Below are 20,972 nucleotides of genomic sequence, written 5' to 3'. Positions count from 1 at the left end.
AGTCCGAAGTCCTCGCCGACGACGTCGCTGTGGGCCCGACTGGATGCGCCCAGTTTCGGTGCCTGGAAGGTGAGCGGGATGACGTTCCAGCTCCGCGACATCGTCAGTTTCAGGGGCGAGGCGCTGTTCTGGTCGGTGATCCTGGCCCGTCCGCCGTTCTTCTTGCGGTGCTCCTCGGGATGACGGCCTTCGCACAGGTACGCGAACGCCGGGCGCTCAGCCGCTCGGCAGGCTGACGGTGAACCGGGCCCCGGGCGCGTGTCCGGGGTCGTGGGTCACGTCGCCGCCGGCCCCGCGGGCCAGGCGCCGTGCGAGCGGCAGCCCCAGGCCCGCGCCGTCGTGCCCGTCGCGGGCGTCGGCCCGTCGCCCGGGCTGGAACAGCTCGCCCATGAACCACTCCGGCACGCCCGGACCGTCGTCGACCACATCGATACGTACGGTTCCGGGGGTGCCCAGCACGGACACGTTCACCCGCGAGCGGGCGTAGCGGGTGGCGTTGGTGAGCAGCGGGTGGAGGATGCGTTCGAGCACGGCGGGGGAGACGGCCGCCGCCTGTACGGGAGGTCCCTTCGCCAGCGTGGTTCTCACCCCGTCCAGTGGGGAGAGGCCGCGCAGGACGCGGTCCAGGACGCGCGCGACATCGGTGGTTCCGGGGGCCGTCGCCGAGTCCGTGGCCCGTTCGCGGGCGTCGTCCAGCAGGGTGTCGCAGATCGTGCGCATGGACCGGGCGGCCTCGGCGATCACCTCTTGGGTGGCCCTGGTCTCCTCGTGGGTGCGCGGGCGGGAGCGCCACCAGTCGAGTTCCACGACGATACGGGTGAGCGGCGTACGCAACTCGTGGGACAGCTCGCCCGTCAACTGCCGCTCATGACGCAGTACGGCACGTATCCGGTCCAGCAGCGCGTCCAACGAGGAGCCCAGGCGGGCGAGTTCGGCCGGGCTGCCGTCCGCGCCGAACCGTTCGTCGGACGTCACGGCGCTCCACTGGGTGGCCTGGTCGGTCATGGTTCGCACCGGGCGCAGGGCCCGGCCGACGGCGAGACGGGTGAGTGCGTACGTGCAGCCGAGCATCACGGCGTCGAGGGCGAGCGAGCCCAGCAGCAGGGTGTCCGCCGAATTCCGGTACGGGGTCAGGTCCAGGGCGGTGACGACGGTCGCGGAAGCGGTGGCACGGTGGCCGGGTCCGGGGACGGGCTGGGTGCACAGTCGGACCGGCCGGTGGCCTTGGCCGGTGAGGGTCGCGCAGGTCGCGCGCTGCCGTGCGGCCAGTCGGCCCGCTGCCCGGGGCAGGGGCCCGTGCGCCGCCGTGGAGGGCGGCTTCTCCAGCAGTCGGGGCCCGGCGTAGATCCACACATTGGCGTCGAGCAGTTGGTCGTTGGCGCCTTCCAGGACGTGCACGCGGGGACCGCTGGTGTAGACCGTCGTGGCCACCGCGGCCGCCCGGTCGCGCAGTTCGTGGTCGGCCTGGTGTTGCAGCCGCTCGCCCACCACGGCGTTGAACACCACGGTCAGGACCGTCATCAGCAGGGCGGCGGTGGCCAGTGCCACGAGGGAGAGGCGGCCGCGCAGTGTGCGCGGTGCCATCGTGAGGCGCGCGAGGGTCCGGGCACGCCTCACGACAGGCGGTGTCCGATCCCGCGCGCGGTGCCGATCGTCAGTCGGCTGCCCGCATCGCGCAGCTTGCGGCGGAGCCGGCTCAGGTACTGGTCCAGGGTGTTGTCGCTGACCTGCGCGCCTTCCGGCCACGCGGCCCGGACCAGCTCGCGGCGGCGTACGAGGCCACCCTCCGCCGAGGCGAGTGTGGCGAGGAGCCGGAACTCCGTAGGAGACAGGGCGACTCGGACGCCGTGCACGGTGACGTGGTGACCGACCGCGTCGACGACCAGATCACCGGTCGTGGCCGGGGCGCGCGGACCGGCCCGCTTGAGTGCGGCGCGCAGCCGGGCGGCGAGCTCGGCGAGATGGAACGGCTTGGGCAGATAGTCGTCCCCTCCGGCGGAGAACCCGGACAACCGGTCGGTTAGCCGGTGACGGGCGGTCAGGAAGATGACAGGGGCCACGAACCCGTTGGCCCGCAACGCCTGACACACGTCCCGTCCGTCCGCGTCCGGCAGACCGACGTCCAGGATCAGCGCGGCGATGGCGTCCGTGGCCAGACGCAGAGCGGTGGCCCCGTCCGTGGCGGGCACCGGATCGTAGCCCTCGTCCTTCAGGCCGCGACGCAGGACGTCCCGCAGAGCATGGTCGTCCTCCACGACGAGGACCTTGGGGCGCAGGGCTCCTTCGACCGGAGCGACCCCGACCCCGCTCCGGCTCCCGTCCCGGGGCCCGCCGTTCACGACGCCCTCAGCAGCATCCGTAGCGGAGCCGCCGCCTCCAGCCGCCGGGTCAGTGCGGCGGACGTGCGGCGCACCGCAAGCATCGTCACGAGCGCCACCAGCCCGCCCACCAGGACCCCGGCCACGACGTCGTGCGGATAGTGCGCGCCGACCCATACCCGCGAAGCCGCCATCGCGGCCGCCGCCCCGCAGGCCACCGCGCCGAGCCGCCGCGCGACGAACAGCAGAGCCACGGCCGCCGCCGCGGCGATCGCCGCGTGGTTGCTGGGGAAGGACCAGTCGCCGGGCGCCGGGCACGCCTCCAAGGTGTGCACCCGAAGGCTCTGGCACGGCCGGTCCTCGCGCACCAGCAGCTTCACCACGTCATTGACGGCGTAGGCGAGGCCCACGGTCACCGGGGCGGCCAGGGCCGTCAGAGCGGCGGCCGCTCCCGCCCGTCGGGCCCACCACCAGCCCAGGAGCATCAGCACGGCGAACAGCGCGAGCCCGTACGCCGACCAAGCCGTCACCGCACCGTCCAGCCAGCCGGGGGAGCGCTTGGCCAGCCCGGTCACGTCCAGGTACACGGAGCCGTCGACCGACGACCCGTCGAACGCGAGGATCATCCGCGGACCTCCTTCGTGGAGCCCCGCCTGCGGCCGCGGTAGAGCTCGGCGGCGAGCGGGAGCAGGGAGAGCGCCACGATCAGCGCGACCAGCGGCAACAAGTAGCGGTCCACGTTCGGGATCGAGGAGCCCAGCGCGTATCCCGCGAGGGTCAGGCCGACGCTCCACACCAGGCCACCGGCGACCTGCCACACCGTGAAGACCTTGACCGGCACCCCGAGGGCGCCCGCGAGCGGATTGAGTACGGTCCGCACCACGGGAACGAATCGCGCGAGCACGATCGCCTTCGCGTGCCCGTACCGCGCCAGCAGCTCCTCGGCTCTGGCGGCCCCCTCGTGCAGCCGCCGCGACCGGCGCCTCGCGAGCAGGGCACCGCCCGCGCGACGCCCGATCAGATACCCGCACTGCGCGCCGAGCAGCGCCCCGAGCACCGCAGTGGCAAGCAGCGGTCCGAGCGAGAGCCGCACGCCGTGCTGCCCGCCGCCCGTGCACAGCAGCCCCGCGGTGAACAGCAGGGAGTCGCCCGGCAGGAAGAAACCGATCAGCAGCCCCGTCTCGGCGAACATCACCGCGCCGACCCCCAGCACGCCGAAGGCGGCCAGCAGCGACTGCGCGTCGAGTGGGTTCACGGCGAGCTGCGACGATAGAACCACGGGTGTGGTCATCGGCATGCGTTCCTCTCCTGTGGGCGACCGGCGGTACGGCACCCGGCTTGCACAGCACACGATCGACTACAAAGCTGTAGACGGTCTACGTTACTGTAGACGATGCGGAGGGGAGGATCGTTCCCATGGCTACCGAGAAGGACGACCGTAGGCCCGCGGGTGAACTGGAGGCCGCGGTGCTGGCCGCGTTGTGGGCGGGCGGCACCGCGCTCACCCCGTCGCAGGTCCAGGCCGAGCTCGACTCCGGGCTCGCCCGGACCACGGTGACCACGATCCTGTCCCGGCTGTACGAGAAGGGGACGCTGGAGCGGGAGCGGCAGGGCCGCGGCTTCGCCTACCGCCCCGTGCAGGACCCGCACGGTCTGACCGCCCTGCGCATGCACGGCGAGCTCGACAGGGACGACGACCGGGAGACGGTGCTGGCCCGCTTCGTCGCCCAGCTCGACCCGGACGACGAGCAGGTCCTGCGCCGGCTCCTGGAAGAGAGTCCGTAAAGGGGTCCCATGACGATCGCGATCCTGCTGATCCCGCTGCTCCTGCCCTGCGCGGCACCGCTCCTGGCCCGTCGGGTCACGGGCCGCTGCTCGCCCGGATTCGCGCTGTGGACGCTGGCCCTCTCGGCGCTGCTCCTTGCGGCGGGGACCGTCGGGGCGCTCGGGACGCTGGCGTTGACCGGACTGCTGAAGATCCCGGCCTTCGCGGCTCTCGGTGAACTGGTGCACCCGCTGCGGACGCCCTCCGGGCACCTGGTGCTCCCGCTCGCCGCGCTCGCCACCGGTCTACTGGTGCTCGCCGCGCTCGCCCTGGGGCGCGCGGTGGTGCGGCAGACCACGGCGCTGCGCACCGCGCGCTCCCGAGCCGCCGGCCGGCCCACCGCGGGCGACCTGTGTGTCGTCGAGTCCCCGTATCCGGACGCGTACGCGCTGCCCGGCCGCCCGCACCGCATCGTCGTCACCAGCGCCATGCTGCGCAGCCTCGGAGCCCGCGAGCGCGAGGCGCTGTTCGCGCACGAGCGCGCCCACAACGCCGGGGGGCACCACTACTTCCTCGCCGCGGCCGAGGTCGCCGCCCACTGCCACCCCGCCCTGCGCCCGGTCCGCGAGGCCATCCGCCTCGCAGTCGAACGCGCGGCCGACGAGGTCGCCGCCATCGTCGTAGGGGACCGCCGCCTGACCGCGCGCGCCATCGCCCGCGCCGCCCTTGCGACGCGCGAGGCCGACTCCCCGCGCCCCGTACTGACACCCGCGGCCGCGACCGGCCCGGTACCGCAGCGGGTGACCGCACTCCTCGGTCCCGCCCCCGCGCCCCGCAGGGCCGCGCCCTGGATCGCCGCCCTGCTGGCGGTCTGCGCGCTGCTGTCCTTCGGTGCGGCGGCCGACGGCGCGGTCAGTACGCACCAGGACATCGAGGTGGCCCAGGGTGAAGCGGGGCCCTGAGCCGTTCTCCGGCGTGCGTGAGGGAAGCTGCTTACGGAGCCTTGGTGGGATCCGTGACCCCCGCCTCCTTGACCACGCGGTCGCCCGAGCCCAGTGACTCCCAGAGCGCCTTGTCGACCCGGACCTTCTTGGTCGTGCCGTCCTGGAGGCGGATCTCGACGTAGTGGTACAGGTTCGACCCGTCGGTGGCCCCGCGGCTCTTGTCGACGACGACGCCGTCCCAGGCGTCCTCTTTCCGCACTTTGCGAGATTTGAACATATTGCCACTGTAGCGATCCGTGGCCGTCACCGGCCGGTCCGAAGTCGCTCTCGACCGGTGGTACTTGGCCGAGTCCGGGCCTGCCGCGCCGGGCCTGTCGTGCCGGGCCCGGCGCCCGCCCGTCACCTAGCCTGTCGCGATGATTACCTGTGTGGTGGAGTACGTGATCGACCCGGCGGAGATCGAAGCGTTCGAGCGGTTCGGCCGACGCTGGATGGAACTGGTCGACCGACACGGCGGCACACATCACGGCTACTTCCTGCCGGCGGAGGGCGCCAGCGACAAGGCGCTCGCCCTGTTCAGCTTCCCCAGTCTCGCCGTGTACGAGGAGTACCGCGCGCTGTTCGGCCAGGACCCCGAGTTCGTCGAGGCGGACCGCATCAGGGACGAGAGCGGCTGCGTGCTCCGCTACGAACGCAGCTTCATGCGGCCCGTACTCCCCGATTCCCCGGCCCCCGCCCCGTAGGAGGGCGAGCGGCGGGGACGAAGGGCGAGTGGGGCGTTTCGTCAGCCGATCGGCTCGGGTAGGGGCGTCACCGTGTAGGAGAGCGGGATGGTGTGGCCGGTTTCCGGGTCGGACAGTTCCACGCGCCAGGCCTCGCCGAACTGGTCGACGCCCTCCGCCATCGGGATGGTGCCGGAGATCAGAACCGTGCCGGGGAGCAGTTCGCCGCGCTCGCGCAGCACGTCGGCCCAGTAGCCGGGCGTGAGGAGTTCCGCGAGGGTGCCGTCCTGGATCAGGAGTTCCTCGCCCTTCACGGTGACCCAGGCGCGCAGCGTGAGTCCGTCCAGGCGCCCCTCCACGTCCGAGAGCCGCCAGGCGCGGCGGGCCAGGACGTCGGGGCTCGCGTTCTTGCTCCAGGCCACGCCGTGCACCTCGAGCTCGCGGTCGGTGTGGTCGCAGGCCGCCGTGAGCAGCAGCTCGCCGTCCCCGGCCACGACGAGCGCCCACTCCGCCTCGCCGGAGGTCCGCCCGTGCTGCACCGCGACCCGCTCGGTCTGCTGCGCGAGGTAGGGCGAGATCGGGTACAGCGCCGGGGTCGTGGTCGGCGCGGGCACCCCGAGTTCGGCGAGCTCGGCGACGTGCGCGGCGACATCGTCCTGGCTGCGGCCCGCGTATCCGGCGTTGAGGACCTGGACGACGTCCACGTCGCGGGTGGAGCCGTCGGGCAGTTCGAAGGTGAGCAGAGCCATGGAAATCTCCAGGGGTGAGCGTGGGAGGGCAGGGGTGGGGTTGCGAAGCGGTTAACTTCCCGTTCAGGGCTTGCGCATACGACCTGTATACAAGAAGTATGCCGGAAGGTCGATGTCCCCCCGAACGTCGACGTCCCTCCCCGACCGTCGAAGTCCCCCGAACCGAGGTCCGAAATGCTCCAAGACACCCCGAGCGGCCAGGCCGCCCCACCGGCCGTACCGCCGAACCGCTCCGGCCTCGTCCGCGCCTTCTTCGCCAGCCTCACCGGCACCGCCCTGGAGTGGTACGACTTCGCCGTCTACTCCGCCGCGTCGGCGCTGGTCTTCGGTGACCTGTTCTTCCCCTCCGAGGACCCGCTCACCGGCACCCTGCTGGCCTTCTCCACGTACGCCGTCGGCTACGTCTCGCGCCCGCTCGGCGGCATCGTCTTCGGACGCCTCGGCGACGTGATCGGCCGCAAGAAGGTGCTGATCGCGACGCTCGTCCTGATCGGCGCGGCCACCTTCCTGATCGGCCTGCTGCCCACCCACGGCAGCATCGGCGCCGCCGCGCCCATCGCGCTGGTCGTGCTCCGGTTCGCGCAGGGCGTGGGCGTCGGCGGCGAATGGGGCGGCGCCGTGCTGCTCTCCAGCGAGTTCGGCGACCCGAAGAAACGCGGCTTCTTCGCCTCGGCCGCACAGGTCGGACCGCCCGCGGGCAACCTCCTCGCCAACGGCGTCCTGGCCGCGCTCGGCGCCCTGCTCACCGAGGACCAGTTCCTCTCCTGGGGCTGGCGCGTCGCCTTCCTCATCTCCGGCGTCCTGGTCGGATTCGGCCTGTGGATCCGCGCGAAGCTGGAGGAGACCCCGGTCTTCCAGGCCATGGAGGCCGAGCAGGCCCGCCCCGAGGCGCCGGTGCGCGAGGTGCTCACCCGCCAGCCCCGCGCCCTCGTCGCGGCGATCCTCTCCCGCGTCGCCCCGGACGTGCTGTACGCCCTGTTCACCGTGTTCGTGCTGACCTACGCGACGGACGAGCTGGACATGTCGCGGGGGTCCGCGCTGACCGCCGTACTGATCGGCTCCTCGCTGCAGATCTTCCTCATCCCGCTGGCGGGCGCCCTGTCCGACCGCATCAACCGACGCCTTCTGTACGGCTGTTCCGCCGTCGGCGCCGGTGTGTGGCCCTTCATCTTCTTCGGCATGGTCGGCGGCGGCTCGTGGGGCCTGCTGGTCCTCGGCGTGATCGTCGCGCTGGTCCTGCACTCCCTGATGTACGGCCCGCAGGCCGCGTTCGTCGCCGAGCAGTTCTCCCCGCGGCTGCGCTCCACGGGTTCTTCGCTGGCCTATACGCTGGCCGGTCTGATCGGTGGGGCGATCGCCCCGCTGCTGTTCACGGCGCTGCTCGGCGCGTTCGACAGCTGGGTGCCGCTCGCCGTGTACGTCGCCGTCACCGCGGCGGTCACCGTCACGGGACTGCTGCTCGGCCGGGACCCGAAGGCGGCCACGGAAGAGGACGCCGAACTGGTCGCGCAGGCTACCGCCTGACCCATCAGGCGCCCCAAGCCCCACTGCCCAACGACACCACGGCTTTACTGCTCCAAGGCCTTACAGCTCCACAGCTCCACAGCTTCACGGCTCCACCGCCTCACAAGGAGGGACTCCTCATGCGCATCGCCCTGAGCCAGCTCACCACCGGGCCCGACCCCGCCAAGAACCTCGACCTCATCGAGGAGCAGGCGCGGCGCGCGGCCGACGAAAGCGCCCGCGTCGTCGTCCTGCCCGAGGCGGCGATGGCCTGCTTCGGCACGCCGCTCGCCCCGCTCGCCGAGCCCCTCGACGGACCGTGGGCGAACCGGCTGCGGGCCATCGCCGAGGCGGCCGGCATCGTCGTCGTCGCCGGGATGTTCACCCCGGCCGACGACGGACGGGTGACCAACACCCTGCTCGCGACCGGTCCCGGCGTCGAGGCGACGTACGACAAGATCCATCTCTACGACGCCTTCGGCTTCGCGGAGTCCGACAACGTCGCCCCCGGCTCCACGGTGGTCACCCTCGACGTCGACGGCGTCCGCCTCGGCCTGGCCACCTGCTACGACGTCCGTTTCCCCGAGCTCTTCCGGGCCCACGCCGACGCGGGCGCCGTCGCCACGCTGCTCCCCGCCTCCTGGGGCGCGGGTCCCGGCAAGCTCGAGCAGTGGGAACTCCTCGTACGGGCGCGGGCCCTGGACGCCACGGTCTGGGTCGCCGCGGTCGACCAGGCCGACCCGGCGGCGAGCGGCATCGACGTGGCGGGTACGGCCCCGACGGGCATCGGCCACAGCATGCTGGTCGGTCCGGACGGCACGGTGCGCGAGTCCCTGGGCGCCGAACCGGGTCTGATCGTCGCGGAGTTGGACGTCGCGGAGGTCGGTCGGGTGCGCGAGAAGACCTCGGTGCTGGCGAATCGCAGGCTCGGGCGCGACGACACGCAGATCACTTACCCGAAGTGATGCGACCGGATCGGTTCCGGCGCCCCAGGGCCTTCAGGGGGCGTCGGAACCGGCCCGGTTCAGCCTGCCAGCAGTACCTTCAGCGTCGACTCCAAGTGGCTGTCGATCGCGGCGTCGACCGCTTCCGCGTCCCCCGCGGCGAGCGCGTCCAGGATCAGCCGGTGCTCGTCGATGACCGACTTCTGCCGACCGCTCTGGTTGTACAACGCCACCACGCCCGCCCGTACTTGGCGGCTGCGCAGCCCGTCGTAATGACGGTCGAGGAGGCTGTTGCCGACGGCCGAGACGATCGTCGCGTGGAAGCGGTGGTCGATGGCGATGAACTCCTTGGCGTCGTCGGGCCCGCTCAGCCCGCGCTGCCGCTCGAGCAGTTCGCGCAGCTCGTCGAGCGGCACCCGGTCCGACTTGATGACCTGCTCCGCCGCGTACCGCTCCACCATGCCGCGCAGTTCCATCAGCTCGGTGATCTGGCGCCCGGTCAGCCGGGAGACACGTGCGCCGCGCCGTGGCACCATCTCGACGAGGTCCTCGGCGGCGAGCAGCAGCAGGGCCTCGCGGATGGGGGTGCGGGAGACCCCGATGCGGTCGGCGATCTCCTGCTCGGAGAGGAACTCGCCCTGCATCTCCGGGTCGGTGAGCACCGTCCCCTTGAGGTAGGCGTACGCCTTCTCCCTGCCGGACGTCCCCATGTGAGCTCCCGTGGAACTGGATCGCATACAACTTGTATACGGAAGTTACCACGGGGTGGAGCGTCGGGGAGGTGTGCAACCGGACAGTGCGGGCGACCGTGCGGGCGCCTCGCCCGCGAACCGGTTCCGCCGGGCCGAGCGGCGCCGGGCCGTCTAGTCTGACGAGCCATGAGCGCCTGGCTGCCGTCGTCCGCGGTTCCCCGCCTCCTCGCCTCCGTGGGCGTCGGGCTGGTGGCCGCGGTGGCCGTCGGCCTCTCGGCCGGCTTCCCTCTGGGGATCCTGACGGGCATCGCCGCCGCGGAACTCGTCTTCGTCGTGGTCGGCTGGTCGGTGCTGTGGCCGATGGACGCCACCGCCACCTGCCGCGAGGCCCGGCGCGAGGACTTCGCCCCGGTCACCGAGGAGTTCGCGGTGGTCGGCACCGCGCTCTGCGGACTGGCGGCCATCGTGGTGCTCCTGCTCCTCCACGGCTCCGACGCCCGGAACGTCGCGGCGGCGATCGCCCTGGGCGGTGTGTTCATGGCGTGGGCGGCCCTGCATCTGATGTACGCCGCGCGGTACGCCTACCTCTACTACCAGGGCCCGCCGGGCGGCATCGACTTCAACTGCGACGACCCTCCGTCGTACCGGGACTTCTTCTACTTCAGCTACAACCTCGGCATGACGTACCAGGTCTCCGACACCAACGTCACCAACTCGGTGATCCGGGCGGTCGTGCTCCGGCACACGCTGCTGTCCTACCTCTTCGGCACCAGCCTCCTGGCCACCGCCATCAATCTGGTCGCGGGCATGGTCACAGGCTGACCGGTGATGGGGCCGATGGATGCCAGTGGACGTCGATGATGGAGAAGGACCAGCCCACCCAGGAACGGAGCACCACCCATGAAGGCGGCACGATTCAGTCGATTCGGCGGTCCCGAGGTCCTCGAAATCGTCGACCTCCCCGATCCGCACGCCGGGGCGGGGGAGATCCGGATCGCGGTGCGCGCCGCCGGGGTGAACGCCAGCGACTGGAAGAAGCGGCAAGGGCTGATGGACCAGGAACTGCCCCAGACGATGGGGTACGAGGCCGCTGGAGTCGTCGACGAGATCGGTGCCGGGGTCGGGGGAGTCGCCCTCGGGGAACGGGTGTTCGGATTCGGCGGTGACGGCGCCGCCCAGGCGGAGTACGTGGTGCTGTCCGCGTGGGCGCCGATCCCTCCGTCGCTCGACTTCGCCGGCGCCGCCGCCCTGCCCTCCTCGGTCGAGACGGCCGCGCGGGCCCTCGACCAACTGGGCGTCCGCGACGGCGACACGCTGCTCGTCAACGGCGCGTCCGGCAGCGTCGGCGCCGCCGCCGTCCAACTCGCCGTCGCGCGCGGCGCGCAGGTGATCGGGACCGGCAGCCCGGCCACCCACGACCGGCTCCGCGCACTCGGCGCGGAACCCGTGGCCTACGGGGACGGCATGCCCGACCGGGTGCGAGCCATTGCCCCGAACGGCGTCGACCTGGCCCTGGACGTCGCCGGCAGCGGCGTCCTGCCCGAGCTGATCGACCTCGCCGGCGGCGCGGAAACGGTCGTCACCGTCGCCGACTTCGCCGGTGCGCAGAAGTACGGCGTGCGCTTCAGCCGCGGCGACGCCGGCCGCGCCCTCTACGCGCTCGGTGAGGTGGCCGACCTGATCGAGGCCGGCCGGTTCACGCTCCCCGTCGGCCGGACCTTCCCGCTGGCCGACATCGCCGAGGCGCACCGGGTCGGGGAGTCCGGCAGCGTGCGCGGAAAGCTCGTTCTCCTGGTCTGAGGACCTTCGTCCCTGTTCGTGGGTGACGGAAATCGATTCAATTCCGTCATGACCGAAAAGGCCGATGCCGAGGTCGCGGGACTGTCTGCCCCTACCCGGACCCGGCACGGGCCTGACGTCTGTCCACTCGCGAGCCCCAGGAGTGCCACCCCATGGTTTCCGTCCCGATCCACACCCAGTACGTACGCGGTGACATGCCGGTCGTCCGTATCGACCCGCAGAGCGGCCCCTGCAAGGACCTCGCCGCCGCCCGCGTCCAACTGCTCGCCCGCACCCGCCTGGAACCGCACACCTACGCCGAGTCGGAGCTGCTGCTCACGGGCGTCGAAGGCGAGATCTGGGTCGGCGCGGACGGTGCGGCCCCCGTCCGCCTGACACCCGGTGGCTGCGTCATGGTGCCGCGCGGCGAGCGCGTGTCCATGACCAACCACACCGACCGGCCCGCCGTCGCGCTCGCCGTGCTCACCCGCAGCGAATTCGTGGACGGCCTGCCGCGCTCGCGGCGCAGGACCGAGGAAGGCGCACGCCACCTGGCCGTAGCCGCCTGACACCCCGGTCGGTCACCGTGCCACCGCGGTACGGCTCCAGGTTCCGGCGGGCGGCACCTGACCCCGACGCCGCCGGGGCCGGGGTCAGGCCGGAGGCAGGGGGCTGCTCCGCGCGCCGCCGTGGCCGCCCTGCCCGCGAGACCCGCCCTGCACCCGAGGCCCGCGGGAGAGCATCTCTCCCGCGATGCCCGACAGCACCAGCCCAGCCGCGATGAGCAGCCCGTGCGCGGCCGCGATCCCGGAACCCAGCATGACCAGGGCGACGGTGAGCAGCGTCCAGGCCCGCGCGTTCCGGTACTCGCGCGGTCTGCACGGGCGGCCGGACCCGAGCGCGTGCGCGAACCGGGGATCCTCGCGGCGCAGGCAGTCCGCGATCTCGTCGAGCCGGTGGTCGTCGGAACAGGTCATGAGTCCCTCCTCGCAGAGTCGGGCATCGCGATCACACCACTGCGAGCCGCCACTGCGCCGCACCCACGACGGGTCCTCTCGCCCTCCCTGTCCCCTCACCCTCGCCCGCCCCGGGGGCCGCGCACCATCGGTACCGACACCCATTCGGGGCGGGGTCAGACCTGTATCTGTCACGGGGCGGGCGGTGGAGCACGCCATGATCACGGAATCGCGCGCCGTCGAAGGGGCACGGCGGCGATAGTGGAGGTGAGGACCCACTCGACGCGCAGTACGGACGAAGGAGGCGGGACGCGGTGCCCTTGTTCTGGAGGATCTTCCTGCTCAACGCGGTGGTGCTCGTCACCGCGACGGCGCTGCTGCTGGGCCCGGTCACCGTGTCGACGCCTGTGCTGCTCACCGAGGCGGGGATCCTCACGGCGGGTCTGGCCGCGATGCTGATCGCCAACGCGCTCCTCCTGAACGTCGGCCTCACCCCGCTGCAACGACTCGCCCGAGCCATGAAGACCACCGATCTCCTGCGCCCCGGCGCCCGTACACCCGTACCCGTCGGCGGCCACGGCGAGGTCGCCGAACTCATCACGACCTTCAACACGATGCTCGACCGCCTGGAGGCCGAACGTGCGAGCAGTGCCGCCCGCGCCCTGAACGCGCAGGAGGCCGAACGCCACCGCATCGCCCGCGAGCTCCACGACGAGATCGGCCAGACCCTCACCGCCGTGCTGCTCGACCTCAAACGCGTCGGCGGGAAGGCCCCCGACCCCGTGCGCGAGGAACTGCAACAGGTCCAGGAGACCACCCGCGCCAGCCTCGACGAGCTCCGCCGCATCGCCCGCCGCCTGCGGCCGGGCGTGCTGGAGGAGCTCGGCCTGACCAGAGCCCTGAAATCCCTCGCCACCGAGTTCTCCGGCCCCGCCCTTTCGGTGCGCCACCGCATCGCGGGGGACCTGCCGACGCTGGGCGAGAACACCGAACTCGTCATCTACCGTGTCGCGCAGGAGGGCCTGACCAACGCCGCCCGCCATGCGGAGGCCACCCGCGTCGACCTCACACTGGAATCCGTGGAGTCACCGGGGCGTGCGCCGGGCGCCGTGGAACTGCGCGTGCGGGACAACGGCCGGGGCATCGACGGCACCCACGAAGGAGCCGGCATCAGCGGCATGCGGGAACGGGCCCTCCTCATCGGCGCCGAACTCGCCCTGGACGCCACGCCCGAAGGCGGCACCCGCGTCCGCCTGACCGTCCCCACCCCCGACCGGAGTCAGTGACATGCCCGAGGCGCAGCCCACCCGCATTCTGTTGGCCGACGACCACCACCTGATCCGCCGCGGCGTCCGCCTGATCCTCGACGGCGAAGCGGACCTCAGCGTGGTGGCCGAGGCGGGCGACGGCGCGGAAGCCCTCGAAGCCGCCCGCACCCACCGCCCCGACCTGGCGATCCTGGACATCGCCATGCCCCGGATGACCGGACTGCAGGCCGCCCGCGAACTCTCCCGCACCCAACCGGACCTGCGCATCCTCATGCTGACCATGTACGACAACGAGCAGTTCCTCTTCGAGGCGCTGGCGGCCGGCGCCTCCGGCTACGTCCTCAAGTCGGTCGCCGACCGGGACCTCGTGGAGGCGTGCAGGTCCACCATGCGCGGCGAGCCCTTCCTCTATCCAGGGGCCGTGGGCGCGCTCATCCGCACCTATCTCGACTGCATCCGGGAAGGCCAGTTCCCGCCCGCCCGCACCATCACGGACCGCGAGGAGGAGATCCTCAAGCTCGTCGCCGAGGGACACACCTCCCAGGACATCGCCGACCTCCTCGTGATCAGCGTCAAGACCGTGGAACGCCACCGGGCCAACCTGCTGCAGAAGTTGGGCCTGAAGGACCGCCTGGAGCTCACCCGCTACGCGATCCGCGTGGGCCTGATCGAACCCTGAGCCTCAGGTGCGGACGGTGACTTCCAAGTGTTCAAGGCCGCGCAGGCCATTGTTGAGCATCGGGGTCGCGGACACGGTCTCGAACCGGCTCACCCGGTCGGCGAGGCGGTCGAGCAGCGCAGTCATTTCGAGGCGGGCCAGGTGCATGCCGACGCAGACGTGTTCGCCGCGGCCGAAGGCCAGGTGGTCGGAGGGGCGGCGGGTGATGTCGAAGCGCTCCGGGTCCGGATAGTGGCGGTCGTCGCGGTTGGCGGAGCCGTAGAGCAGGGCCACGCGGCTGCCCGCGGGCAGGGGGACGCCGTCGATCACGTGGTCCTCGGTGAGGACCCGGCTGAACTGGGGGACCGGGGTCTCCAGACGCAGCGACTCGTTGATGGCGTGGGGGATCAGGGACCGGTCGGCACGCAACATCTCCCACTGGTCCGGGTGTTCGGCGAAGAGCGCGACCGTGTTCGTGATCGCGAGGATCGTCGTGTCGAGGCTCGGGGTGACGTAGTCGAGCATCAGCGCCGGGCACTTGTCGCGCGGCAACTCCCCGCGGTCGGCGGCCTGATGGAGGTGGGCGGCCCAGCCGTCGGGGCGGATGTTCCCCGGCACCGCCTCGTGGGCGACGTAGTCCATGAACTCGCCGACCACGGGCGCCGCCTCCGTGAAGCGCTCGTTGGCGGGCCCCTGCATGTCCCACATGGCGGCGGCCCACTCCAGCATCTTGTCGCGGCCCCGGTCGGGCAGGCCAACGAGGTCGGAGACGACGGCCATGGGCAGCTGCTCGGCCAGCTCCGTCGCCGCGTCGAACCGGCCCCGCTCGACCAGCTCCGCGACGATCCGTCCGGCCTCCGCCTCGATGGTGGGGGTGACGTCGCGCATCCGGTCCTGGCGCAGCGGGCGGCCCAGTACGGAGCGCATCTCGGTGTGCTCGGGCGGGTCGCTGCACAAGGTGATGCCTTCGAGCTGGGCGTTCATATCCGGGTCGACGAACACTCCGCGGGCCGAGGAGAACGTCCGCCAGTCCATGAGCGCCGCGCGCACTTCCTGGTAGCGGGGGAGAGCGTAGAGGTCGTAGCGGGACAGGTGGACCACCGGACCGAGGTCCCGTAACTCCTGGTAGATCCCGTACGGGTCGGCCCGCGCGCCGGGCGTGTAGAGATCGACATCGCTGACCGGTATCGCGGACATGCACGCTCCAGGGGACGGGGTGGCCCGAACACCCTTCGGCGCGGGCCCGGTTCGTCATTGGGCACGAAGGTCCCCGCGATCGTCGCATGCGGCACGTGGCGGTGTGGGGAGAATTGTCGGGAAACCCGCCGAGACTCCCCAGAATCCCTCGCCCTCCTTGCCCTCCTCGCCTGCCTCGCCGTCCTCGATCCCGGAGGGACTCAACGAAGGCCGAGTCGCTCGGCCCAGGCGCCCACCTCGGCTGTGGACGTGTTGCCTCCGCAGACCACCAGGCCGAGCTGGACGCCCTCACCGACGCGCTCCACCACCTGGCGCGCCGCGGGCAGCAGGCATCCGGCGGCGGGCTCGGTCCAGACCTTGGCGTGGTCGGCCAGGTCGAGGGTGCCCTGGACGGCCTCGGAGTCGGTCACCGTGAGTACCTCGGTGACCAGCGACGAGACGTGCTCGTAGGTGAGTTGGGACGCGCTGGGGGCGCTGAGCGTCGAGACGATGGAGGACAGTTCGACCGGGACGGGCCGCCCGGCGTCCAGGGCCGCCGACATGGCTCGGGCGCCCACGGTCTCCACGCCCCAGACGCGGATTCCCGGCCGCCGCGCGCGAAGTGCGGTGGCGACACCGGAGATCAGCCCGCCGCCACCGATGCTGACGAGTACGTCGGTGAGTTCACCCGCGTCCTCGGCGAACTCCAGGCCGACCGTGCCCTGGGCGGCGACGACGACGGGGTCGTCGAAGGGGTGGACCAGCGTGAGGCCCGCGTCCCTCAACTCGTCGACGAGGGCGAACGCGCCGTCCATCGTGTCGGCGATGTGGACCTGCGCCCCGGCGGTCTCCGCGGTCCTCCTGGCGCCGAGCGGGGCGGACCGCGGCATCACGACGGTCGCCTTGATGTGCAGCGCCTCGGCCATGACCGCCAGGGCGACGCCGTGGTTGCCCCCGCTGACCGTGACGACCCCGGCGGCGCGCTCGGCCTCGCTGAGCGCGAGCAGCCTCGCGGTCGCGCCGCGGGCCTTGAACGAGCCGGTGCGCTGGAGCAGTTCGAGCTTCGTGGTGGTCGGCACACCCAGTAGCGCGGAGAGGCCCGGGCTCGGCACCGTCGGCGTCCGGACGACATGTCCCGCGATCCGCTCGGCCTCGGCTTCGACGTCCGCGACAGTGATCAGCAATTCCGTCTCCCTCGTACGACCCGAGTGGTGGGTGAGCCAAGGAAGGACGTTACCCCCGCCTGTCGTGTCATTCCTCCGGCCACCACTTCATTCCGGCCTCATCCCGCCGGAATCGAGCCATCCGCTTGATGCGGACCGTCCTCGAGGTGCTGCTGCGCCGCCTTCCGGACCTGGAACTCGCGTTGGACAAGGGCGAGTTGCGTCAGGTCGAGGGGCTCCTGGCCGGTCCGCTGCGCGAGCTGCCCGTGCGGTGGTGAGCATGCCTCCCGAACGGACGGCCCGGCCCGCAGCCCGTCCGCTGGAGACGCGACACGCCATCATGGCCGCGGCCGAGCGCCTCTACGCGGAGCAGGGCATCGCGGGTGTCTCCAACCGGCAGATCAGCGAGGCGGCGGGCCAGGGCAACGTGGCGGCCGTCGGCTACCACTTCGGCTCGAAGAACGACCTCGTACGCGCCATCATGGCCCACCACTCCGTCGCCGCCGAACGCATCCGCCAGGACATGCTCGACCGCATCGACGATCCCGGGGACGTCCGCGCGTGGGTCGAGTGCCTGGTGCGGCCCGTGCCGGAGTACCTGGCCGGACTCGACTCCCCGACCTGGTACGCCCGGTTCTCGCCCCAGCTCCCGTCCCTCCTGGCGCGAGACGGCCACACTCCTCACCGGCGCCGTCAGCGGCATGTTCGCCGCACCGTCCACCCCCACACCGAAGGAGCGACCCGCATGAAGATCACTCTCGACGAGGGCAAGTGCTGCGGCGCAGGACAGTGCGTACTCATCGCGCCGACACACGTTGGCAGACGAGGCCGCGAGCGTCTGCCCGGCCGCCGCGATCGAGGTGAACGAGAGCGCGTGAACGCGCGGTGACCCCATCTGCACGGGCCCCCTGGAATGAACCAGGGGGCCCGTCGTTCATTTTCTCGTTGCCGTGAAGACTCCTGGAATACACCCATGATTCTCATGCGGTCCTCATGTGCCGTTGGTTGCGTGTGCCTCGCCGGTCGGTCCGCAACGAAGAGCGAAGGAGGCGCATGGTGTTCCTGTCCAAGGCAGCCGAGGCGCGCGAGGGGAGCGAGGAACCGGTGCATGTGGCCAGCCGGCTGCACGCGTTCAACCGGTTCGAGCTGAAGTACCTGGTCCCGGTCGATCAGGCGGCCGAGATCCGTGACGAGCTGGCACAGCGGATGGATACCGATCCGCACAGCCCGGTCGGCGGATACGGGGTGTGGAGCCTGTACTACGACAGCCCTCAACTCCGTTTCTACTGGGAGAAGATCGAGGGCCTGAAGTTCCGGCGCAAGCTGCGCATCCGGCACTACGGCAACCTCGACGGCGTCACCGACGACTCGTCGGTCTGCGTCGAGATCAAGCAGCGCGTCAACCGGGTCACGCAGAAGCGCCGCATCATGCTCCCCTACGGCGTGGCACGGCAGCTGTGCGACGACCGGGAGATGCCGGAGCACTCGGCGAAGGAGAGCGCCTTCATTCAGGAGGTCCTCGCCCTCGTCGTCGAGGCGAACCTGCAGCCCACCGCCATCACCGGCTACCAGCGCGAGGCGCTGGTCGGACGGGAGGCGGACACCGGTCTCCGTGTCACCTTCGACCGGCGCATCCGCGGCCGGGACCGGGACTTCCACTTCGGCACCCCCACGCCCGAGAACCGGTTCACGATCCCGCCGCACCTCTCGGTCATGGAGATCAAGGTGAACGAGCGCACGCCGACCTGGATCACCGACCTGGCCGCGCGGCGCAACCTCAACCTCGTACGGATCTCCAAGTACGTGCAGTCCATCGAGGCGTTCGGGCTCGCCCCGCGTTCCGTTTTCCACGTCAACGAGGCGGACTGTCCGCCGCCCACCCCCACTGAAGAAGCGCTGCTGGAGCAGCGGACGGCGCGGCACGACGCGTCGTTGAAGGTAGGAGCACAGTGAATTTCGATCTGCAGGAACTCAGCGGCACGTTCAGCGTGGCCGATGTCGTGGCGGCGATGGCGCTGTCGTTCATCCTGTCCACGGTGATCGGCTACACGTACCGGTACACGCACCGGAACGTGTCGTACAGCCAGTCGTACGTGCAGACGCTGGTCATCGTCGGCATGATCGTCGCCCTCATCATGCTGGTCGTCGGCTCGAACCTGGCGCGGGCCTTCTCACTGGTCGGCGCCCTGTCCGTGGTCCGCTTCCGCAACGCGGTCAAGGAGACCAGGGACGTCGGCTTCATCTTCCTGGCGATGGCCATAGGCATGGCCTGCGGTGCCCGCTTCTACACGCTGGCCGCGGTCGGCGCCGTCGTCATCTGCGTCGTCATCCTCGTGATGCACAAGTTCAACTGGTTCGCCCTGAACGTCCAGCGTCAGGTCGTCAAGGTCCAGGTCCCGGCCGGTGAGGACTACACGCCGCAGCTGCGTGACGTCCTCATCAAGTACACCACCGAGTTCGAGCTGGTCAGCACCGAGACCATCCGCGGCGGCGCGCTCAACGAGATCTTCTACACCGTGCGCCTGAAGAAGGGCGCCGAGCCCAGCGACCTGGTCAGCGCCCTGCAGGAACGCACCTCCGGGCAGCGGGTCACCGTGCTGACCGGTTACGACACGACGGACCTGTGATGAGCGGCGAGACCCCTGTGCAGCGCAGGCGGCGGCTGCGGGACCGGCTGCCCGTGCGCCTGCGCCACCACTGGAAGCCGGCCGCGGCGCTGGGTGTCGGGCTCGCCGCGATGGTCTGTTTCCTCGGGGATGTGCGGATCTCCCCGTACGTCACGTCGTCCTCGCGCGTCGAGGCGGACGCCATCACCGACGACGTCCGGGGGACGGTGGACCTGTACGACGCCTCGGTGCCGCACTCGATCCAACTCTCCTACCAGCAGACCGACTTCAACAAGATGATGAAGGAGTTCAAGGACGACGGCACCAAGGACTACATCGAGGCCGACCTCACGATCGACGGGGTCTACCTCAATGACGTCGGGATCCGTCTGAAGGGGAACTCCACCCTGTCGTCCCTGCGCGGCTCCAAGGGCATGCCCGGTGGCGGCCGGGACATGCCGGGCGCCGGCAAGCAGGGAGCTCGGGCCGGCGGCGCCCCGGGCGGCGCCGCCGGCAAGGGGGCGGCCGGGGCCGGCAAGGGCGGTGCGGGTGGCATGGGCGGGATGATGCAGTTCAACCTGTCCGACAAGAAGCCCGAGGAACTGCCCTGGCTCGTCAAGGTCGACGAGTACGTCGAGGGCCGCGCCTACCAGGGCGAGCGGGAGATCTCGCTGCGGCCCGGCAGCAACGGCCAGGTCCCTGCGAACGAGGCACTGTCGCTGTCCCTGACCGATGCCAGTGGGGAGAAGGCCGAGCGGTATGCCTTCACCGAGCTGAAGGTGAACAACCGGCCGACGGCGACCCGCCTGATGGTCGAGAACCCGGACACCGACTACGCCGAAGACGTGGGCGACGGCAACAGCGTGCTCTACAAGGCGCGTGCGAGCAGCAGCTTCGACTACAAGGGCGACGACCCCAGCGACTACGAGACGTCCTTCAAGCAGCTCAACAAAAAGGGCAGCCAGGACCTCGAACCCGTGATGAAACTCATCAAGTGGGCCAACAGCGCCTCGGACCACGAATTCGCGCGCGACCTCCACAAGTACGTCGACGTCGACTCGTTCGCCAAGTACGTCGCTTCGCAGAACCTGCTGCTGAACTTCGACGACATGGCGGGCCCCGGCAAGAACTACGTGCTGTCGTACGACCTCGACACCAAGAAGTTCTCCGTCCTGGGCTGGGACTACAACCTGACCTTCAGCGGTGATGCCACCACGGGCCCCGAGGACTCGATCAGCATGGGCGGCGGAGGCGCGCCCGGCGGCAACGCCGGCAAGGGAGCGCAGAAGGGACAGGCGGGCACGGCGCCCGAGGGCATGCCGGAGGGCATGCCGGAAGGTGTGCCGGAAGGTGTGCCCGAGGGGATGCCGGAAGGTGTGCCCGGCGGAGCTGCCGGGGGCCAGGAAGGCGGTCAGAAGGGCGGCGGCGACGCCAAGGGCGGCATGGGCGGACGCATGGGGGGACATGTCCTGAAGGAGAAGTTCCTCGCCTCCGACGCGCTCGACGGCGTCTACAAGAAGGCGTACCGCGAGCTCTACCAGAAGTTCTACGGCTCGGGCACCGCGGCGAAGAACCTCAAGGAGATCGCGGCGCAGGCCCGCAAGGCCGGTGCCGACTCCAAGGAGCTGACCACCGCCGTGACCAAGCTCCAGAAGACCGTCGCTCAGCGGTCCGCGGCCCTGGCCAAGGACAAGAAGGTGACCGGCTGACAGCTCCGGCGTCCCGGGCC

24 protein-coding genes and 1 pseudogene are annotated in these 20,972 nt (G+C 71.0%); 15 read left to right on the top strand and 10 right to left on the bottom strand.

What is annotated here, in order from left to right:
- Positions 1-216 precede the first annotated feature (216 nt).
- The 4 genes from ACY34M_RS17495 to ACY34M_RS17480 are packed head-to-tail and all read right to left on the bottom strand — an operon-like array spanning position 217 to position 3,609.
- Positions 217-1,584, bottom strand: a complete 1,368-nt coding sequence (locus ACY34M_RS17495) for a sensor histidine kinase (RefSeq protein ID WP_462716824.1) — start codon at positions 1,582-1,584, stop codon at positions 217-219.
- A 29-nt stretch (positions 1,585-1,613) separates the two neighbouring features.
- On the bottom strand, positions 1,614-2,276 hold the full coding sequence (locus ACY34M_RS17490) for a response regulator transcription factor (protein ID WP_462717199.1): 663 nt from the start codon (positions 2,274-2,276) through the stop codon (positions 1,614-1,616).
- A gap of 59 nt (positions 2,277-2,335) precedes the next feature.
- Positions 2,336-2,944, bottom strand: coding sequence for a phosphatase PAP2 family protein (locus tag ACY34M_RS17485; protein WP_462716825.1), 609 nt, complete (start codon positions 2,942-2,944; stop codon positions 2,336-2,338).
- The gene (locus ACY34M_RS17480; protein ID WP_462717200.1) at positions 2,941-3,609 is read right to left on the bottom strand and encodes a DedA family protein; all 669 of its coding nucleotides are present in this window, start codon (positions 3,607-3,609) and stop codon (positions 2,941-2,943) included. The genes ACY34M_RS17485 and ACY34M_RS17480 overlap by 4 nt, the downstream gene beginning before the upstream one ends.
- Before the next feature lie 125 nt (positions 3,610-3,734).
- Here ACY34M_RS17480 and ACY34M_RS17475 point away from each other — a divergent pair, with 125 nt between their 5' ends.
- A complete protein-coding gene (locus tag ACY34M_RS17475) occupies positions 3,735-4,103 on the top strand; it encodes a BlaI/MecI/CopY family transcriptional regulator (protein WP_462716826.1) in 369 nt (122 codons plus the stop codon).
- Between the two features lie 9 nt (positions 4,104-4,112).
- Positions 4,113-5,045: a M56 family metallopeptidase gene (locus ACY34M_RS17470; protein WP_462716827.1), complete on the top strand. Its 933-nt coding sequence runs from the start codon at positions 4,113-4,115 to the stop codon at positions 5,043-5,045.
- A 31-nt stretch (positions 5,046-5,076) separates the two neighbouring features.
- Here the strand turns inward: ACY34M_RS17470 and ACY34M_RS17465 are convergent, their stop codons facing one another.
- On the bottom strand, positions 5,077-5,304 hold the full coding sequence (locus ACY34M_RS17465) for a DUF7489 domain-containing protein (RefSeq protein ID WP_462716828.1): 228 nt from the start codon (positions 5,302-5,304) through the stop codon (positions 5,077-5,079).
- Positions 5,305-5,443: 139 nt separating this feature from the next.
- Between ACY34M_RS17465 and ACY34M_RS17460 the strand changes: the two genes are divergently transcribed.
- On the top strand, positions 5,444-5,770 hold the full coding sequence (locus ACY34M_RS17460) for an NIPSNAP family protein (RefSeq protein WP_462716829.1): 327 nt from the start codon (positions 5,444-5,446) through the stop codon (positions 5,768-5,770).
- Between the two features lie 41 nt (positions 5,771-5,811).
- Here the strand turns inward: ACY34M_RS17460 and ACY34M_RS17455 are convergent, their stop codons facing one another.
- Positions 5,812-6,498: a DUF2848 domain-containing protein gene (locus ACY34M_RS17455; protein WP_462716830.1), complete on the bottom strand. Its 687-nt coding sequence runs from the start codon at positions 6,496-6,498 to the stop codon at positions 5,812-5,814.
- A 174-nt stretch (positions 6,499-6,672) separates the two neighbouring features.
- On the opposite strand from ACY34M_RS17455, the gene ACY34M_RS17450 reads away from it, so the two are divergent.
- Together ACY34M_RS17450 and ACY34M_RS17445 are read left to right on the top strand one after the other, a co-directional pair.
- Positions 6,673-8,022: an MFS transporter gene (locus ACY34M_RS17450; RefSeq protein WP_462716831.1), complete on the top strand. Its 1,350-nt coding sequence runs from the start codon at positions 6,673-6,675 to the stop codon at positions 8,020-8,022.
- 119 nt (positions 8,023-8,141) lie between these two features.
- Positions 8,142-8,966, top strand: a complete 825-nt coding sequence (locus tag ACY34M_RS17445) for a carbon-nitrogen hydrolase family protein (protein WP_462716832.1) — start codon at positions 8,142-8,144, stop codon at positions 8,964-8,966.
- Positions 8,967-9,025: 59 nt separating this feature from the next.
- Here the strand turns inward: ACY34M_RS17445 and ACY34M_RS17440 are convergent, their stop codons facing one another.
- Positions 9,026-9,655: a GntR family transcriptional regulator gene (locus ACY34M_RS17440; RefSeq protein ID WP_462716833.1), complete on the bottom strand. Its 630-nt coding sequence runs from the start codon at positions 9,653-9,655 to the stop codon at positions 9,026-9,028.
- Between the two features lie 168 nt (positions 9,656-9,823).
- Between ACY34M_RS17440 and ACY34M_RS17435 the strand changes: the two genes are divergently transcribed.
- The 3 genes from ACY34M_RS17435 to ACY34M_RS17425 all read left to right on the top strand — a co-directional run bounded on the left by ACY34M_RS17435 (position 9,824) and on the right by ACY34M_RS17425 (position 11,985).
- Positions 9,824-10,459, top strand: coding sequence for a DUF1345 domain-containing protein (locus ACY34M_RS17435; protein WP_462716834.1), 636 nt, complete (start codon positions 9,824-9,826; stop codon positions 10,457-10,459).
- A 78-nt stretch (positions 10,460-10,537) separates the two neighbouring features.
- Entirely contained in the window at positions 10,538-11,437 is a 900-nt protein-coding gene (locus tag ACY34M_RS17430) for an NADP-dependent oxidoreductase (protein WP_462716835.1), read from the top strand.
- A gap of 152 nt (positions 11,438-11,589) precedes the next feature.
- Entirely contained in the window at positions 11,590-11,985 is a 396-nt protein-coding gene (locus ACY34M_RS17425) for a cupin domain-containing protein (RefSeq protein ID WP_462716836.1), read from the top strand.
- Between the two features lie 84 nt (positions 11,986-12,069).
- Here ACY34M_RS17425 and ACY34M_RS17420 read toward each other — a convergent pair whose 3' ends face one another.
- A complete protein-coding gene (locus ACY34M_RS17420; protein ID WP_462716837.1) occupies positions 12,070-12,393 on the bottom strand; it encodes a DUF3040 domain-containing protein in 324 nt (107 codons plus the stop codon).
- A 293-nt stretch (positions 12,394-12,686) separates the two neighbouring features.
- On the opposite strand from ACY34M_RS17420, the gene ACY34M_RS17415 reads away from it, so the two are divergent.
- Together ACY34M_RS17415 and ACY34M_RS17410 are read left to right on the top strand one after the other, a co-directional pair.
- Complete coding sequence (locus ACY34M_RS17415; RefSeq protein ID WP_462716838.1) at positions 12,687-13,658, top strand: HAMP domain-containing sensor histidine kinase; 972 nt, start codon at positions 12,687-12,689, stop codon at positions 13,656-13,658.
- 1 nt (position 13,659) lies between these two features.
- Entirely contained in the window at positions 13,660-14,319 is a 660-nt protein-coding gene (locus ACY34M_RS17410; RefSeq protein ID WP_462716839.1) for a response regulator, read from the top strand.
- A 3-nt stretch (positions 14,320-14,322) separates the two neighbouring features.
- Here the strand turns inward: ACY34M_RS17410 and ACY34M_RS17405 are convergent, their stop codons facing one another.
- Complete coding sequence (locus ACY34M_RS17405; protein ID WP_462716840.1) at positions 14,323-15,495, bottom strand: cytochrome P450; 1,173 nt, start codon at positions 15,493-15,495, stop codon at positions 14,323-14,325.
- A gap of 200 nt (positions 15,496-15,695) precedes the next feature.
- Positions 15,696-16,655, bottom strand: a complete 960-nt coding sequence (locus ACY34M_RS17400) for a pyridoxal-phosphate dependent enzyme (RefSeq protein ID WP_462717201.1) — start codon at positions 16,653-16,655, stop codon at positions 15,696-15,698.
- 131 nt (positions 16,656-16,786) lie between these two features.
- Between ACY34M_RS17400 and ACY34M_RS17395 the strand changes: the two are divergent.
- The 5 genes and pseudogenes from ACY34M_RS17395 to ACY34M_RS17375 form a co-directional block, all read left to right on the top strand.
- Positions 16,787-16,915 (top strand): annotated as a pseudogene (locus tag ACY34M_RS17395) (cytochrome P450); the annotation flags it as partial.
- A 2-nt stretch (positions 16,916-16,917) separates the two neighbouring features.
- A complete protein-coding gene (locus ACY34M_RS17390) occupies positions 16,918-17,526 on the top strand; it encodes a TetR family transcriptional regulator (protein ID WP_462716842.1) in 609 nt (202 codons plus the stop codon).
- A 164-nt stretch (positions 17,527-17,690) separates the two neighbouring features.
- The gene (locus ACY34M_RS17385) at positions 17,691-18,590 is read left to right on the top strand and encodes a VTC domain-containing protein (RefSeq protein WP_462716843.1); all 900 of its coding nucleotides are present in this window, start codon (positions 17,691-17,693) and stop codon (positions 18,588-18,590) included.
- Positions 18,587-19,264 carry a DUF4956 domain-containing protein gene (locus tag ACY34M_RS17380; RefSeq protein ID WP_462716844.1) on the top strand — a complete coding sequence of 226 codons (678 nt, stop codon included), beginning with the start codon at positions 18,587-18,589 and terminating at the stop codon, positions 19,262-19,264. The genes ACY34M_RS17385 and ACY34M_RS17380 overlap by 4 nt, the downstream gene beginning before the upstream one ends.
- Positions 19,264-20,952, top strand: a complete 1,689-nt coding sequence (locus tag ACY34M_RS17375) for a CotH kinase family protein (protein ID WP_462716845.1) — start codon at positions 19,264-19,266, stop codon at positions 20,950-20,952. Before ACY34M_RS17380 ends, ACY34M_RS17375 begins: the two co-directional genes overlap by 1 nt.
- Positions 20,953-20,972 lie beyond the last annotated feature (20 nt).

The organism is Streptomyces sp. EDA2-14, from assembly GCF_054963755.1.
This window is presented reverse-complemented; position numbering and strand designations above follow the sequence as displayed.